Source organism: Variovorax boronicumulans, assembly GCF_029892485.1.
Taxonomy (GTDB): Bacteria; Pseudomonadota; Gammaproteobacteria; order Burkholderiales; family Burkholderiaceae_C; genus Variovorax; species Variovorax boronicumulans_B.
The window spans coordinates 14,781-29,835 of the sequence record NZ_JARXVG010000004.1; the positions used below are offsets into that span (position 1 = coordinate 14,781).

General features: G+C 67.5%; 14 protein-coding genes. 9 read left to right on the top strand and 5 right to left on the bottom strand.

Going from position 1 to position 15,055, the window contains the following annotated elements; all coding sequences use genetic code 11:
- Window positions 1-67: 67 nt before the first annotated feature.
- Both M2282_RS10520 and M2282_RS10525 read right to left on the bottom strand, forming a co-directional pair.
- Entirely contained in the window at window positions 68-1,225 is a 1,158-nt protein-coding gene (locus tag M2282_RS10520; RefSeq protein ID WP_280808739.1) for an ABC transporter substrate-binding protein, read from the bottom strand.
- Window positions 1,226-1,331: 106 nt separating this feature from the next.
- Window positions 1,332-2,909 carry a phospholipase D family protein gene (locus M2282_RS10525; RefSeq protein WP_280808740.1) on the bottom strand — a complete coding sequence of 526 codons (1,578 nt, stop codon included), beginning with the start codon at window positions 2,907-2,909 and terminating at the stop codon, window positions 1,332-1,334.
- Between the two features lie 68 nt (window positions 2,910-2,977).
- Between M2282_RS10525 and M2282_RS10530 the strand changes: the two genes are divergently transcribed.
- The gene (locus tag M2282_RS10530; RefSeq protein ID WP_280808741.1) at window positions 2,978-4,207 is read left to right on the top strand and encodes a nucleoside recognition domain-containing protein; all 1,230 of its coding nucleotides are present in this window, start codon (window positions 2,978-2,980) and stop codon (window positions 4,205-4,207) included.
- A 286-nt stretch (window positions 4,208-4,493) separates the two neighbouring features.
- On the opposite strand, the gene M2282_RS10535 is transcribed toward M2282_RS10530, so the two are convergent.
- Window positions 4,494-6,470 carry an alkyl/aryl-sulfatase gene (locus M2282_RS10535; RefSeq protein WP_280808742.1) on the bottom strand — a complete coding sequence of 659 codons (1,977 nt, stop codon included), beginning with the start codon at window positions 6,468-6,470 and terminating at the stop codon, window positions 4,494-4,496.
- A 107-nt stretch (window positions 6,471-6,577) separates the two neighbouring features.
- Between M2282_RS10535 and M2282_RS10540 the strand changes: the two genes are divergently transcribed.
- The 5 genes from M2282_RS10540 to M2282_RS10560 are packed head-to-tail and all read left to right on the top strand — an operon-like array spanning window position 6,578 to window position 10,400.
- On the top strand, window positions 6,578-7,477 hold the full coding sequence (locus M2282_RS10540) for a LysR family transcriptional regulator (RefSeq protein WP_280808743.1): 900 nt from the start codon (window positions 6,578-6,580) through the stop codon (window positions 7,475-7,477).
- Between the two features lie 41 nt (window positions 7,478-7,518).
- Window positions 7,519-8,028 (top strand): flavin reductase family protein, encoded by a 510-nt coding sequence (locus M2282_RS10545; protein ID WP_280808744.1) that lies wholly within the window; start codon window positions 7,519-7,521, stop codon window positions 8,026-8,028.
- Window positions 8,028-8,534, top strand: coding sequence for a BON domain-containing protein (locus M2282_RS10550; protein WP_280808745.1), 507 nt, complete (start codon window positions 8,028-8,030; stop codon window positions 8,532-8,534). The genes M2282_RS10545 and M2282_RS10550 overlap by 1 nt, the downstream gene beginning before the upstream one ends.
- A gap of 19 nt (window positions 8,535-8,553) precedes the next feature.
- Entirely contained in the window at window positions 8,554-9,462 is a 909-nt protein-coding gene (locus tag M2282_RS10555) for a DMT family transporter (protein WP_280809176.1), read from the top strand.
- Window positions 9,463-9,470: 8 nt separating this feature from the next.
- Complete coding sequence (locus M2282_RS10560; protein ID WP_432422890.1) at window positions 9,471-10,400, top strand: glutaminase; 930 nt, start codon at window positions 9,471-9,473, stop codon at window positions 10,398-10,400.
- On the opposite strand, the gene M2282_RS10565 is transcribed toward M2282_RS10560, so the two are convergent.
- Window positions 10,401-11,390 (bottom strand): SDR family oxidoreductase, encoded by a 990-nt coding sequence (locus M2282_RS10565; RefSeq protein ID WP_280808747.1) that lies wholly within the window; start codon window positions 11,388-11,390, stop codon window positions 10,401-10,403. It lies immediately after the preceding gene.
- Between the two features lie 94 nt (window positions 11,391-11,484).
- Between M2282_RS10565 and M2282_RS10570 the strand changes: the two genes are divergently transcribed.
- The 3 genes from M2282_RS10570 (at window position 11,485) to M2282_RS10580 (ending at window position 14,139) form a co-directional block, all read left to right on the top strand.
- Window positions 11,485-12,429, top strand: coding sequence for a LysR family transcriptional regulator (locus M2282_RS10570; protein ID WP_280808748.1), 945 nt, complete (start codon window positions 11,485-11,487; stop codon window positions 12,427-12,429).
- Window positions 12,426-12,917 (top strand): hypothetical protein, encoded by a 492-nt coding sequence (locus M2282_RS10575; protein ID WP_280808749.1) that lies wholly within the window; start codon window positions 12,426-12,428, stop codon window positions 12,915-12,917. The genes M2282_RS10570 and M2282_RS10575 overlap by 4 nt, the downstream gene beginning before the upstream one ends.
- Window positions 12,918-13,104: 187 nt before the next feature.
- Complete coding sequence (locus M2282_RS10580; RefSeq protein WP_280808750.1) at window positions 13,105-14,139, top strand: aliphatic amidase; 1,035 nt, start codon at window positions 13,105-13,107, stop codon at window positions 14,137-14,139.
- Here M2282_RS10580 and M2282_RS10585 read toward each other — a convergent pair.
- Window positions 14,130-15,020 (bottom strand): LysR family transcriptional regulator, encoded by an 891-nt coding sequence (locus M2282_RS10585; RefSeq protein WP_280808751.1) that lies wholly within the window; start codon window positions 15,018-15,020, stop codon window positions 14,130-14,132. The two genes, M2282_RS10580 and M2282_RS10585, sit on opposite strands and share 10 nt — an antisense overlap.
- Window positions 15,021-15,055 lie beyond the last annotated feature (35 nt).

Here is a 15,055-nt window from a genome sequence, read left to right on the forward strand (position 1 = left end):
TGTAAGGTCGCGCCTCCCGTAAGCGACCCCGCGTCCACCGAAGTACCGATGGACGCTACCGCGCAGCTCAGCTCAGCATCTGCCCGCGGCTGCCGATCACGGCCACGTCCACGAAGTGCCCGCCTTCGCGGTTCGTGCGGCCGTAGTTGATCTTCAACCCACCCAGGTCGAAGTTCTCGATGCTGGCCAGGCCCGCCATCACCGAGGCGCGCGTGGGCGAACCACCGGCGCGGCGCAGGCCCTCGGCGAGCACGGCGGCATTGATGTAGCCCTCCAGGCTGGTGAGCGAGAAGTCCTTGGTGCCGTTGGCCACCATGTCGGCCTGGTAGCGGCGCACGATCTCGAACTTGGTCGAGTACGGCGAGGGCACCACGATCACGAAGCCCAGCCCGCGCGCCAGGTCGCCCATGGCCGCCAGCGCGCTCGCGGTGATCGAAAGGCCGTAGGCCGAGCTCGTGCCGCCGGCGTCGCGCAGCGCCTTCATGAAGACCGGCGCCGTGCCGGCCAGGCCGATGATGATGACCTGCGGCTTGGCCTTGGCGATGGCCTCGGCCGCGGGGCCGACCTCCATGCTGGTGGTGTTGGGCGTGGTCGCAATCACCGCCGGCTCCAGCTTGGCCTTGGCGAGCGCCGTCTTGAACGCCGCCAGCACCGACTGGCCCAGCGGATCGTTCGAATGCACGAGGCCGATGCGGCTCTGGCCCAGCACGGCCGCCGTGGTCACCAGTTTCTCGACTTCCTGGTCGTAGTTCACGCGCACCCAGAAGGTGTTGGGCGCGGTCTTCTTGCGCAGCGCGACCGTGCCGGTGATCGGGCCGACCACGGCCATGCCGGGCACGGCGTCCATCACTTCCGAGGTCTGGCGGGTGCCCAGCGGGTGCAGCAGCGCGAGCACCGAGCTGTCCTTCTCGAAGGCCAGCGCGTTGGCCTTGGCCACATCGGGCTTGAAGGTGTCGTCGGCCATGACCAGCTCGACCTTGGTGCCGTTGAGGCCGCCCGACTTGTTCAGCGCGTTGAAGAACGCGCTCGATCCCTGGAAAAGCCCCTGCCCGTTGGCCTTCTCGACGCTGCTGTTGTCGAAGGTGGTCCCGATGCGGATCGGCTTGCCCTGCGCGAAGGCCGGCATGCCCAGGCCCGCGGCGGCGGTGGCGGCCAGGCCGGTCAGCACACGGCGACGGCTGGGGGTGGGCGGCGCCAGGGGCACGCGCTGCGCGGGAACGGTCATGGTCAGGGACTCCAGAATTCGGTGACAAAAATACACATTTCAATCAGAAATGTAACGTACGTCGCCGATCCGGAGATGACAGCCGGCCCCGTCGGCCGGCAAGGGGTTACAGCAGTTCTTCGCCCACGATGGGCAGCAGCAGCCAGTTCTTGAAGCGCAGCCAGAGGAATTCGCCGGGTTCGTCCTCGTGAACGATGTCGCCGCCGGCATCGTCGTATTCGAGCCACTGCACGCGCCGGCCGTTGGGTGCCAGACGCAACCGGTAGCCCAGGTTGATGCGCTGGTTGTTCATGAGCTTGTTGTAGTCGCCCACGAGTTCGGGGCTGTCGATCACGAGGCCCACTTCCGTGTTGACTGCCGCCGAGCGGTGATCGAGGTTCATCGAGCCGACGAAGAAGCGCTCGTCATCGATCACCGCGAGTTTGGCGTGCAACCGGCTGATCGTCTTTCCGAAGTCGCCGAACTGCCCCGAGCGCGCGGAGAGCATGGGCGCGATCTCGTAGATGGTCACACCGATCTTCAGCATGTCGGCGCGGTAGCGCTCGTAGCCCGCATAAGCCAGCGGCTCGTCCGTGGCGCCCAGCGAGTTGGTGATCACGGTGATGCGGCCACCGCTCTCGATGGCCTTCTTCATCATCGCCATGCCGCGCGTGCCCGGAATGAAATACGGCGAGCCGATCTTGACCTCGCGCCTGGCCGAGTTGATGACGCTCAGCGCACCCTCGGTCACGCTGCCTGCATAGGCCTCGTCGGCCTTGCGCGTGATCTTCTCGGGGTCGTCCACGAACAGCGTGCCCAGCGCCCAGTAACGGTCGATCTTGCCGGTGATCAGCTGCTCGCCGACCGGCGACTTGTTCAGCACGTCGCGCGGACGGATCGGCACGTCGGGCACGGCCGTGCGCACGATCTCGTCGAAGCGGCGCTGCGCGGCCTCGGGCGTCGAGCGCAGCGGCGCGATGCGCTCGATGGGCCAGGTGTGCGAACTGTTCCAGTAGCGATCGAAGCCTTCGGACATCTGCCGCACGACCGGGCCGCTGGAGATCACATCCATGTCGATGAAGTTCGCGGCGGTGCTGCGCATGAAGTACTCGTTGCCGATGTTGCGCCCGCCCGAGACCGCGAAGCTGTTGTCCGCGATCAGCATCTTGTTGTGCATGCGGTGGTTGATGCGGCCGAAATCGGTGAGGGAGAACAGGAGCCGCGTGGTCAGCGAGTTCGCGCGCGACGGCAGCGGATTGAAGAGCCGCACCTCGACGTTCGGAAAGGCCGAGAAGGAACTGAACACCTCGTCCTCGCCGGCCGTGTAGAGGTCGTCCACCAGGAGGCGCACCCGCACGCCGCGCGCCGCCGCCTCGCGCAGCTCCTTCAGGAACAGCAGGCCCACGTCGTCCTTCTGGATCAGGTAGTACTGCACGTCGAGCGATTTCTCGGCGTGGCGCGCGAGCGAGATGCGCGCATCGAACGCGAAGGCCGCCTCGGGCAGCAGCCGGAAGCCCGAGAGCGCGGTGGAGTTGCCCGGCACGTCCTTGGCCGCGAGCTGGGCGAGTTCGGTCTGCGCCACGTCTGTAAAGGCCGTGACCGGCGCACGCGGCTCCGGCGGCGGCAGGCTGACGCAACCGGTCAGCCATGCAGCTGCCAGCACTGCGGCAAGGGCGGTGAAACTGCGGACGAGGGAGGCGCGCATGGCCCGAACTGTAGCGCGGGGCGCGCATGCACGCAGCCCTATGATCGCGCCGACAAAAGGAAAAAAGCGTGCTCAACGGCTTGTGGCTGGGTTTCTTCGGGATGGCGGCGCTCGCGGCGCTGGTGCGGTGGCTCGTCGGCGGCGATCCGACCGTGTTCGCGGCGCTGGTCGAAAGCCTGTTCGCCATGGCGCGGCTCGCAGTCGAGGTGATGGTGCTGCTGTTCGGCACGCTCACGCTGTGGCTGGGTTTCCTGCGCATCGCCGAAGTGGCGGGGCTGGTGGGCTGGCTCGCGCGGCTGCTCGGGCCGCTGTTCCGGCGGCTCATGCCGGGCGTGCCCGCGGGGCATCCGGCGCTCGGGCTGATCACGATGAATTTCGCGGCCAATGCGCTGGGCCTGGACAACGCCGCCACGCCCATCGGCCTGAAGGCCATGCGGGAGCTGCAGCGGCTGAACCCCGACCCGGTCACCGCCACCAACGCGCAGATTCTTTTTCTTGTACTCAATGCCTCGTCGCTGACGCTGCTGCCGGTCACCATCTTCATGTACCGCGCGCAACAGGGCGCGCCCGATCCGACGATGGTGTTCCTGCCGATCCTGCTGGCCACGAGCGCATCGACGCTGGTGGGGCTGCTCACGGTGGCCATCGCGCAACGCCTGCGGCTGTGGGACCCGGTGGTGCTGGCCTACCTGATCCCGGGCGCGCTGGTGCTGGGCGGTTTCATGGCACTGCTGGGCACGCTGTCGGCCGCGGCGATCGCCTCGCTCTCCTCGCTGATGGGCAACCTGGTGCTCTTCGGCGTGATCATCGTGTTCCTGGCGGCCGGCGCGATCCGGCGCGTGAAGGTCTACGAATGCTTCATCGAAGGCGCGAAGGAAGGCTTCGACATCGCGAAGAATCTGCTGCCTTACCTCGTCGCGATGCTCTGCGCGGTCGGCGTGCTGCGGGCCTCGGGGGCGCTCGACTTCATCCTCGGCGGGCTGCGCTGGCTGGTGACCACGGGCGGCTGGGATTCGCGCTTCGTCGACGCCATGCCCACCGCGCTGGTCAAGCCCTTCTCGGGCAGCGCGGCGCGCGCGATGCTGATCGAGACCATGAAGAGCCAGGGCGTGGACAGCTTCCCCGCGCTGGTGGCCGCCACCATCCAGGGCAGCACCGAGACCACCTTCTACGTGCTGGCCGTGTACTTCGGCGCGGTCGGCATCCAGCGCGCGCGGCATGCGGTGTCTTGCGCGCTGCTGGCCGAGCTGGCGGGCGTGGTCGCGGCGATCGCGGTGTGCTACTGGTTCTTTGGGTAAACAGGTTCAGGGCATTCAGGGCGGCGATCACGCCGACGGGGCACCTTGCTCCGCGAATGTCCTCCGCCCTTCGGGCTCCCCCTTGATTTCGCTGCGCAAGGCACCCCATCGGTGTGATCGTTTTCAGAGCGGTCGTTGATCGGCTGTTCACCCAGAGCCAGCCCCAGTGCGCAGGGCATCGGGTGCGCCCCGCAGCGAAATCAAGGGGGAGGCCGCAGGCCGGAGGACATTCGCGGAGGGGAGTACCCGGTGGCCTGTGCACCCACCCGAACAAGCCCCCCAACACTCACTTGCGCGGCTCCACCACAGGGAACATCGGCTCGAAGGTATCGAGCATCGACATCAGCTCGCCGAGCTTCGCGCGGTCGCCCTCGATCTTCACCTTGCCCGACATCACCGCTGCGGGAAAGCTCGTCTCCTTCAGCGTGACCGCATCGAGCGTGGCGCGGCTCAGCGTCACCGTGGCGTCAGCCCCTGGCTGCTGGCCGGCGATGTGCGTGAGCGCGGAGTTCTCCAGCGTCAGCACGAACTGCTGGTTCGAATCGGTGAAGTTCCAGTTGATGACCATCGTCTTGCCCTCGGCCTTGGCCGCGTCGAGCCGTACGCCGAGGAAGTCGAAGAAGAGGTCGTTGCTCACCGCCTTGAGCGTGTCGGCGTTCGAGCTGCTGCCGCCCGGGATCTTCGGCACGCCATTGCGCAGCTCCATCGCGCCCACCAGGTAGGCGCTGCGCCAGGTGCCGGCCTCCGACTGGTAGCCGAGTTGCTCGAGTGCATCGGCGCCGAGTTCGCGGGCCGCGCGGTTCGTGGGGTCCGCGTAGACGACCTGGCTCATCGCGCTTGCGACCCAGCGGTACTCGCCCTTCTTGAAATCGTCCCGCGCCCGTGCGAGCACCGCGTCGGCACCGCCCATGTACTGCACCGTCTTCTTCGCGTAGTCGACGGGCGGCAGCGGGTTCAGGTTGGCCGGATTGGCGTCGTACCAGCCCAGGTACTTCTGGTAGACCGCCTTCGCGTTGTGCCGCAGCGTGCCGTAGTAGCCGCGCGTGGACCATTCCTGCTCCAGGCTCGCGGGCATGCGCAGCGTCTCGGCGATGTCGGCCGCGGTGTAGCCCTGGTTGAGCAGGCGCAGCGACTGGTCGTTGATGAACTTGTACATGTCGCGCTGCTTCTTCAGCAGGTCGGCGATGCGCTCGCGTCCGGTGGTCGGCCAGTGGTGCTGGGCGATCAGCACGTCGGTCCTGTCGCCGAAGGCCACGCGTGCCTGGTCGATGTACTTCGCCCAGAGGTTGCCGTCGCGCACCTCGGCGCCGCGGATCGTGTAGAGGTTGTGCATGGTGTGCGTCACGTCCTCGGCCATGTTGAGCACGCGGAACTGCGGCAGGTACATGAGCATTTCCGACGGCGCCTCGGAGCCCGGCACCAGCTGGAAGACGAACTGCACGCCGTCGATGGTGCGCTCCTCGGTCGGCTTGTCGATGGTCGAGGTCGGCGCGATCAGCGTGATGGTGCCGCGCGCGAGCGCCTTGCCCAGGCCCGTGTCCACCTGCCCGCGCGCGCCCGGCGGCAAGAGCGAGCCGAACTGGTACTGCGAGCGACGGCTCATCGCATTGCCCGCGAGGATGTTCTCGGCCACCGCGGTTTCCATGAAGCCCGACGGTGCGATCACCTGCACCTTGCCCGCGGCCACGTCGGACTCGCTCGCCACGCCCTTCACGCCGCCGAAATGGTCGGCGTGGCCGTGCGTGTAGATCACGGTGCCGACCGGCTTCTTCGGCCGATGTTGGTAGTACAGCTCCAGCGCCGCGCGCGCCGTCTCGGCGGCGAGCAACGGATCGATGACGATCAGCGAGGTGTCTCCTTCGACGATGGTCATGTTCGCGATGTCGAAGCCGCGCACCTGGTAGACGCGATCGGTCACCTTGAAAAGGCCGTGGATCGCGTTGAGCTGCGCCTGCCGCCACAGGCTCGGATTGACGGTGTCGGCGGGCTCGCTCGCCTTCAGGAAGTCGTAGGGCTTCATGTTCCACGCCGGGCGCGGGCCGGCACTGGGCACCAGCGCATCGGGCACGGTGCCGATGAAGCCGCGCATCGCGTCCTCGAAGTCCTGCCGGTTGGCGAAGGGCAGCGTCTTCGCCATGTCGGCGTTGGCTTTCAGCGTGGCGGCCTCGGGCGGCTTGGGTGCGATCTGCGCGAAAGCCTGTGCGCTGCCGAAGGTGCAGGCCAACGCGACCAGGGCCATGGAGAAGGAGGAAGAAGGGGTCATCGGTGTCTCTTTGTCTTCGGTGAAGCAGGAACGGCGCCCGATTCTCCGAACCGTCCGAAGCATTGGCAAATGCAAAATGTGCTGAACCTTTTTACGGAAAACGCAAAATGCAGCTGCGCCAGCTCCAGCACCTCGTCGCGCTTGCCGAGCAAGGCAGCTTCGGTCGCGCCGCCCAGGCCGTGCACCTGTCGCAGCCGGCGCTCTCGCGCAGCATCGACACCCTCGAAGACAACCTGCAGGCCCGCCTGGTCGACCGCGCCTATGGCACCGTGCGCTTCACGCAGGCCGGCGAACTGGTGCTCACGCGCGCCCGTGAACTCCTTGCGGATGCGCAGCAGATCCAGCGCGACGTGCTGCAACTCGAAGGCCTGGCCATCGGCAGCCTCGCCGTGGGGCTGGGGCCTTTCGCGGCCAGCACGCTGGGGCGCATGGCCCTGTCGCTGATGACCCAGCGCCACCCGCAGTTGCTCATGCGCATGGAAGTGGCCGACACCGCCACGCTCAGCGAGCGCCTGCACCGGCGGCAACTCGACCTGTTCATCGCCGACACCCGCGACCTGAAGAAGCAACCCGGGCTCAAGCTCGTGCGCCTGCCCGACCTGCCGGTGTCGTTCTTCGTGCAACCGAAGCACCCGCTGCGTCGGCTGAAGCAGGTGACCCTGGAAAAGGCCATGGACTATCCCTTGGCCGGCCCCAACCTCCCCGCCGAAGTGGCGGCGCATTTCGACCGCCAGATACACCGCGACGACCGCGGCGTGTTCAACATCACCTGCGACGACGCGGGCACGCTGCGCCACCTTGCCCTCACCGCCAACGCGGTGATCCTCGCGCCGCATGCGCCCGCGCTGAACACCGATACCGACGCCCTCGTGCCCCTGCCCGTCACCGGCTTCGCCCGCATGCAGACGCACTACAGCCTGGTCACGCTCGCGGGCCGCACGCCCTCGGCGGCGGCCATCGTCTATACCCGGCTCGTGACCGAGTTGATGCAGCGCTCCAGGCACTGAGCCAAAATGGCCTTCCTGCCGACCACCGCACAGCTTCTTCAGTGACCACTCCCCGCCGGGCCCAGCCGCCCACCTTTTCGCCCGACGAGTTCCGGGAAGCGCTCGGCATGTTCGCCACGGGCGTGACCATCGTCACCGCATGCGCGGCCGATGGCACGCTGGTCGGCCTCACGGCCAACTCCTTCAATTCGGTGTCGCTCGCGCCGCCGCTGGTGCTGTGGAGCCTGGCCCGTGCCGCGGGCTCGATGCCCGCGCTCAGCACCGGCTCACACTACGCCATCAACATCCTGGCCGCGAACCAGAAGCCACTGGCCGAACGCTTCGCCACCAAGAACATCGACCGATGGGCCGATGTGGATTTCACCCGCGGCATCGGCGGCGCGCCCGTGCTGGTGGGCGCCGCGGCGAGCTTCGAGTGCTTCAACCGCAGCCGCTACGACGAAGGCGACCATGTGATCTTCGTCGGCGAGGTCGAGCGCTGCACCCATAACGCGGGCGCCTCGCCGCTCTTGTTCCACGGCGGGCGTTTCTACACGGAACACCCCTTGTGATGCGGGCCGCTGCGCTCCTGCCCATCCTGCTGCTGGCCGCGCAGACCGCGATGGCGCAGCAGGCACGGGACGCAGCGGGAGCGCTCAAGCAGAACTGGTTCGACGATCCGTTCTTCCAGGTGTCCGCAGGTCTTCCTGCCTGCGCCATGCCCGAAGGCCCGTTCTATACCGCCGAGGAGCGGCGCCTGCAGACCCACTCGCGGCTGGAGCGCGGCACCAGCTGCTGGCTCGCCGGCAAGTGCACCGACAGCAACGCCTACCGCTACGACAAGCCCCTCGCGCCCAAGGTGCGCGCCGCGCTCCTGGCCGTGCCGGGCGTGCGCAGCGGCAGCGTCTGGGTGATGGTCCAGCGCCGCTGGGTCTACCTGCAGGGCTGCGTGCCAACGGCCGCACTGGCCAGGAAACTCGAACGCGCCGCGCGCGCGGTGCCCGATGTGGAGACCGTGGTGCCCGACCTGATGATCGGTACACAAGGCCAGCCACCCTATCCGGTGGCCGGCCGATGAATCAATGACAACAACCCGAATGATCCAGCGCAAGACCCACCTCGACTCCCTCGCCATCGGCCTTCTCATCGCGTGTTGCGCGTTCTGGGGCCTGCAGCAGATCCTCATCAAGACCACCGTGACCGAAGTGCCGCCGATGTGGCAGGCCTCGATCCGCATGGTGGGCGCCACCGTGCTCCTGTGGCTGTGGTGCGCCTCGCGCGGCGTGCCGCTGTTCGAGCGCGATGGCACGCTGTGGCCCGGCCTGCTGGCCGGTGCGCTCTTCGCGGGCGAGTTCGCCGGCATCTACCTCGGTCTGCAACACACCAGCGCCTCGCGGCTCACCGTGTTCCTCTACACCGCGCCGTTCTGGGTCTCGCTGCTGCTGCCGCGATGGGTGCCGGCCGAGCGGCTGCGCGGCTTTCAATGGCTCGGGCTCTTCATTGCTTTCGCGGGCGTGGTGCTCGCGTTCAGCGAGGGCTTCAACCACATGAGTTCTTCGCAACTCATCGGCGACGCGATGGCGCTTGCGGCCGGCATGCTCTGGGGCCTGACCACGTTGACGCTGCGCACCACGAAGCTCGCCACTGCGAGCGCGGAGAAGACGCTCTTCTACCAGGTGGCCGTGACCGCGGCGGTGTGCCCCGTGCTGTCTCTCGCGCTCGGCGAGACCTGGCGCTTTTCGTACTCCAGTTGGGCCTGGACCTCGATCGGCCTGCAGACCGTGATCGGCGCGTTCGCGAGCTATCTCACGTGGATGTGGCTGCTGCGGCACTACCCGGCCACGCAGATGTCGTCCTTCACCTTTCTCACGCCGCTCTTCGCGCTGGTGTTCGGCGTGGTGCTGCTGAAGGAGCCGCTGACGCTGCAGCTGATGGTGGCGCTCGCGGGCGTCGCGCTGGGCATCGTGCTGGTGAACCGGCGCCCCGCGGCGCAGCGCACGGCATGAGCGCAGCCATGAACTTCCAGAACGTCCTCGACGACATCGTCACGACCCTGCGCCCGCAACTAGGCCAGGGCGGCACGGTGGCGAGTTACATCCCGGCATTGGCGCGCGTCGATGCGCGGCAGTTCGGCATTGCGCTGCGTACCTGCGATGGCGAAGAAGCCTTCGCGGGCGACGGCGATGTGCCGTTCTCTATCCAGAGCGTCTCGAAGCTCTTCACGCTGACCCTCGCGATGCAGCGCATGGGCGACGCGCTGTGGGAGCGCATCGGGCGCGAGCCCTCGGGCAATCCATTCAATTCGCTCGTGCAGCTGGAGAACGAGCAGGGCAAGCCACGCAATCCGTTCATCAATGCGGGTGCGATCGCAGTCGCCGACCGGCTGGTGAGCCAGGCGACGGCCAACGGCGGCAACGCGAAGGCGGACATCCTCTCGCTGATGAGCGGTTTGTGCGGAGAGCCGATCGCCTTCGACGAAGAGGTCGCGAAGTCCGAGGCCGACACAGGCTTTCGCAATGTCGCGCTCGCGAACTTCATGAAGAGCTTCGGCAAGATCGACAACGACGTCGGCACCGTGCTCGACACCTACTTCCACCAGTGCTCGCTGCGCATGAGCTGCCGCCAGCTCGCACGCGCCGCGGCCTTCCTGTGCCGCGACGGCGCGCATCCGATCGATGGCGAGCCCGAGATCACCGGCGAGCGCCAGACGCGGCGCATCAACGCGCTGATGCTGACCTGCGGCACCTACGACGCCGCGGGCGACGTGGCGTTCTCCATCGGGCTGCCGTGCAAGAGCGGCGTGGGCGGCGGCATCGTCGCGGTGGTGCCCGACAAGCTCACGCTCTGCGTCTGGTCGCCTGCGCTGGACGCCACCGGCAACTCGCTGCTGGGCATGAAGGCGCTGGAACTGTTCGTGACGCGCACGGGGCTCTCGGTTTTCTGATCAGGCGGCTGCGGGCGCCAACGCCGCACCGAAGCAGCCCAGGCCTTCCAGCGAAACCTCGACCGCCTCTTCCAATGGCGTGTGCGGCTCGTGCCCGAGGAAGGCCACCAGCTTCGCGTTGTCCATCAGCACCGGCGTCTGCCACAGGTAGCGCATCTCGCGCATTTCGCGCAGGGTGGTGACGAAGGGCGAGGCCAGCGTCAGCAGCCACCACGGGAAGGCCGCCACGCGCGGCTCGGTGCCGGTACGGCGTGCCACCACCTTGCGGATCGCGCCGCTCATCTGCGTGCCGTCCGCATCGCGGTGGCCGGCCATGTGAAAGCACGCAAAGGGTTCGAGCCTGTCGCGGCGCCCCAGCAGCGCGACCATGGTGCGGGCGACGTCCGGCAGGTAGGACCATTGGTGCGCCGTGTCCGCGCGGCCCGGGTAGCTCACGGCCTTGACCGGCAGGCCCGCTTTCACCAGCCCTTGCGAGAACCAGTTGTTGCCGGCCTTCGGGCCGAAGAAGTCGCCGGCGCGCACGATCAGCACGCGGGCACCGTTGCGGCTGGCTGCCTCGAGGCGCTGCTCCAGCTCGACCCGGATCGCGCCCTTGCGGGTGACGGGGTGCTGCGGCGAATCTTCGGCGAGCAGTTCACCGAACGCATCGGGGCCGTAGTTGTAGACCGTGCCCGGCAGCACGATGGTCGCGCCCTCGGCCTTGGCGGCGGCGATGGTGTTGTCGAGCATCGGCAGCACCAGCTGCGCCCAGTTGCGGTAGCCGGGCGGGTTGACCGCATGCACGATGACCGAGCAACCCTTCGCGGCGTCCATGACGGCCTGCCGGTCCATCGCGTCTCCCGAGAGCCAGGTGATGCCGTCCCTGCGACCCTCGGTCGCGCCGCGCTTGAGGGCTCGCACCTGCCATCCGGCATGGACCAGTTGCCGTGCCACCTCGCCGCCGATGCCGCCCGTCGCGCCCAGGACAAGGACCGTGCCGTTGCGTGTCATGAAATGCTCCAGAAAGTTGTCGATGGCCGAATTCTGGGTCGATGGCGGCCCCATTGGAATTGTCGAACATGAGCCAGCAGCTATACATTTGTGCATGACCTTGAACATCGGCTGGGAGCTCTACCGCTCGTTCCTCGGCGTCCTGCGGGAGGGTTCTCTCTCCGGCGCGGCGCGCGCATTGGGCATTACGCAACCCACCGCCGGCCGCCACGTCGCCGCGCTCGAAGCGGCGCTCGGCGTGGTGCTGTTCACGCGCTCGCAGGTGGGCCTCATGCCCACGGAAATCGCACTGGCGTTGCAGACGCACGCGGAAGCCATGGAAAGCACCGCCGCCTCGCTGGAGCGTGCCGCGACCAGCCAGGGCGAAGGCGTGCGCGGAGTGGTGCGCATCTCCGCCAGCGAAGTGATAGGCGTGGAGGTGCTGCCGCCCATCGTCGCGCACCTGCGCGAGGCGCACCCGGCGCTGAAGGTCGAGCTGGTGCTGACCAACCGCGTGCAGGACCTGCTGCGCCGCGAAGCCGATATCGCCGTGCGCATGATGCGGCCGAAACAGGAACAGCTGATCGCGCGGCGCGTCGGGCAGATCGAACTGGGCTTTCACGCGCGCAAGGACTATCTGGCCCGCCACGGCACGCCGCGCAAGGTGGAAGACCTCGCGCCCCATGCCGTCATCGGCTACGACCAGCCCTCGGCCTTCGTGCGCAATGCGGGCAAGGCACTCCCGGGCTACGGCCGCGACGCTTTCTCGCTGCGCACCGACAGCGACCTCGCGCAGTTGGCGCTGATCCGCGCCGGCGCGGGCATCGGCATCTGCCAGGCCGGCCTCGCCCGGCGCGACCCCGCGCTGGTGCGTCTGATGCCGCGCATCTTCTCGATGAAGCTGGAGACCTGGATCACGATGCACGAAGACCTGCGCAACAGCCCGCGCTGCCGTGCCACCTTCGATGCACTGGTCACCGGGCTGCAGCAATACATCGGCGCACCCGCGCCAGGCACACAGGGGAAAATAGCCCGCGCACGAACACAAGCCTCCGAATGACCGAACCGACCGACACTGACAACCTCCCCCTCCAGGAACCCCGCCTCTGGCGCGACGACCTCTGGACCGCCCGCGTGATCAAGAACGAGGAAGACGATGGCTGGGCCGTCGAGATGACCCGCCACGGCGACCCCGAGCCCGCGCTCGTCGGCCCCTGGACCATGGGCCGCGACAAGAAGAACCCCAAGCCGCTGGACGGCCCCGCGTTTTCCACGCTGGTGAAAACGGCCGCCGAAGTGATCCGCCGCCACGAGCAGCAGCTGCACGCCACGCTCAACAAGAGCGTGACCGTCACCGCCCGCGATGGACGGCGCATTCGCGTCTCGCTGGCCATCGTGCCCGACGAGGACAACCCCTCGGCCACGCTGAGCGCACATGACGACGAAGACGGCAGCGAGCTCGCGAGCGTGAATGTCTCGCCGGCCTTCAAGCTCACGTCCGGCAGCGCCACCAGCTGGATCGAAGCCGACTACGCACGCCCGCGCTGAGCGCCCGCCCGCCGAAGCCCGCAATCAGCGAAATGACGTATGGGCAGCCCGCAGTGATTTGAGAACAATCGGCTTCGACGACACGAACCCGTTGCAAAGCAAGACAGACAGGCCCGGATCGGTTTGAACACCGGCTCGGGCCTTTTGTTTTTTCTCAACCATCCTTCAGGACTTCAGGAGCAGCGTCATGCGTCATGGTGATATTTCGAGCAGCAACGATTGCGTCGGCGTCGCGGTCGTCAACTACAAGATGCCCCGCCTTCACACCAAGGCCGAGGTGCTGGACAACGCCCGCAAGATCGGCGAGATGCTGGTCGGCATGAAGCGCGGCCTGCCGGGCATGGACCTGGTGATCTTTCCCGAGTACTCCACGCACGGGATCATGTACGACGCGAAGGAGATGTACGACACCGCCGCCACCGTGCCGGGCGAGGAGACCGCGATCTTCGCGGACGCCTGCCGCCGCGCCAACGTGTGGGGCGTGTTCTCGCTGACCGGGGAGCGCCATGAAGAGCACCCGAACAAGGCGCCCTACAACACGCTGATCCTCATGAACAACCAGGGCGAGATCGTCCAGAAGTACCGCAAGATCATGCCGTGGGTGCCCATCGAAGGCTGGTACCCCGGCGACCGCACCTACGTGAGCGACGGCCCCAAGGGCATGAAGATCAGCCTGATCGTCTGCGACGACGGCAACTACCCCGAGATCTGGCGCGACTGCGCGATGCGCGGCGCCGAACTCATCATCCGCTGCCAGGGCTACATGTACCCGGCCAAGGAGCAGCAGATCCTGGTGTCCAAGGCCATGGCCTTCATGAACAACACCTACGTGGCGGTGGCCAACGCGGCGGGCTTCGACGGCGTGTATTCGTACTTCGGCCACTCGGCGCTCATCGGCTTCGACGGCCGCACGCTCGGCGAATGCGGCGAGGAAGAGATGGGCATCAACTACGCCGAGCTCTCGATGGGCCTGATCCGCGATGCGCGCAAGAACGGCCAGTCGCAGAACCATCTCTTCAAGCTCTTGCACCGCGGCTACACCGGCATCATCAACTCGGGCGACGGCGACAAGGGCGTGGCGACATGCCCCTTCGAGTTCTACAAGCAGTGGATCAACGACCCCGAAGGCGCGCGCGAGCGGGCAGAGTCGATCACGCGCCGCACGATCGGCACGGCCGAGTGCCCTATCGAGGGCCTTCCGAACGACGCGAATCAGAGCTGACGAAAGGTCGTCAGCACCTTCAGCACGCTCTGCGTCGCGCCATCGATCACGCCGGGCAGGCGGTGCGCAATGCCCAGGCGGCGCGTGAGTTTCGGCGTGATCGGCAGCACCTGCATGCGCGCGTTGAGCGCCGCATCGGCGGTCTGCTGCGCCGGCAGCAGTGCCGCGCCATAGCCAGCGGCAACCAGGCTCTGGATCGCGGCGTCGTAGTTGAGCTCGATGCGCGCGCGCGGCGCGAAGCCGGCCTCGGCGAACCATTCCATGGTGAGGCGGTACATGTGGGTGGTGGCGTCATTGAAGATCAGCGGCTGCGCCGCGAGCCATCCGGGCGTCACCCGCTTCGGGGCCTTCCAGCGCTGCGGCACGAAAGCCATCATCGACTGGTCGCGCCACGGCGTGACGACCAGATCGCGCAGCGGCGGCTGCGGCATCGCGACCAGCCCGATGTCGAGCGTGCCGGCGGCCAGCCGCGCCATTGCCTCGGACGACCCGAGGATGCTCACCTCCACATCGATGCCCGCATGCACCGAGCCCAGCGCTTCGAGCACCTGCGGCAACAGGTCGACCACCACGCCGGTGGAGGTGCCCAGCCGCACGCGGCCGGTGCGGCCTTCGGTCTGGCGCTTGACGGCGTCGATGGCCTCGTCGGTGTCGCGCAGCAGCCTGCGTCCGCGCTCCGCCAGCGCCGCGCCGGCGGCCGTGGGCGTGACGTTGCGGCTGCCGCGCACCACCAGCTGCGCGCCGAGGCGCGATTCGAGTTCGCTGATGTGCAGGCTCACCGTGGGCTGCGCCAGGTGCAGGGCCTTGGCGGCTGCTGAGAAGGTGCCGAGGTCGGCAATGGCGATGAGCGTTCGCAGTTGGTCGAGGTTGAGCTGTCGCATCAGGAATGCTGATTGTGTGGTTCAGGAATCTCAAC

Coding starts and splice junctions, on each gene's coding strand:
- M2282_RS10520 (WP_280808739.1), bottom strand. CDS start 1,225: ATGACCGTTCCCGCGCAGCGCGTGCCCCTGGCGCCGCCCACCCCCAGC.
- M2282_RS10570 (WP_280808748.1), top strand. CDS start 11,485: ATGACCTTGAACATCGGCTGGGAGCTCTACCGCTCGTTCCTCGGCGTC.
- M2282_RS10540 (WP_280808743.1), top strand. CDS start 6,578: ATGCAGCTGCGCCAGCTCCAGCACCTCGTCGCGCTTGCCGAGCAAGGC.
- M2282_RS10560 (WP_432422890.1), top strand. CDS start 9,471: ATGAACTTCCAGAACGTCCTCGACGACATCGTCACGACCCTGCGCCCG.
- M2282_RS10575 (WP_280808749.1), top strand. CDS start 12,426: ATGACCGAACCGACCGACACTGACAACCTCCCCCTCCAGGAACCCCGC.
- M2282_RS10565 (WP_280808747.1), bottom strand. CDS start 11,390: ATGACACGCAACGGCACGGTCCTTGTCCTGGGCGCGACGGGCGGCATC.
- M2282_RS10535 (WP_280808742.1), bottom strand. CDS start 6,470: ATGACCCCTTCTTCCTCCTTCTCCATGGCCCTGGTCGCGTTGGCCTGC.
- M2282_RS10555 (WP_280809176.1), top strand. CDS start 8,554: ATGATCCAGCGCAAGACCCACCTCGACTCCCTCGCCATCGGCCTTCTC.
- M2282_RS10550 (WP_280808745.1), top strand. CDS start 8,028: ATGCGGGCCGCTGCGCTCCTGCCCATCCTGCTGCTGGCCGCGCAGACC.
- M2282_RS10585 (WP_280808751.1), bottom strand. CDS start 15,020: ATGCGACAGCTCAACCTCGACCAACTGCGAACGCTCATCGCCATTGCC.
- M2282_RS10580 (WP_280808750.1), top strand. CDS start 13,105: ATGCGTCATGGTGATATTTCGAGCAGCAACGATTGCGTCGGCGTCGCG.
- M2282_RS10525 (WP_280808740.1), bottom strand. CDS start 2,909: ATGCGCGCCTCCCTCGTCCGCAGTTTCACCGCCCTTGCCGCAGTGCTG.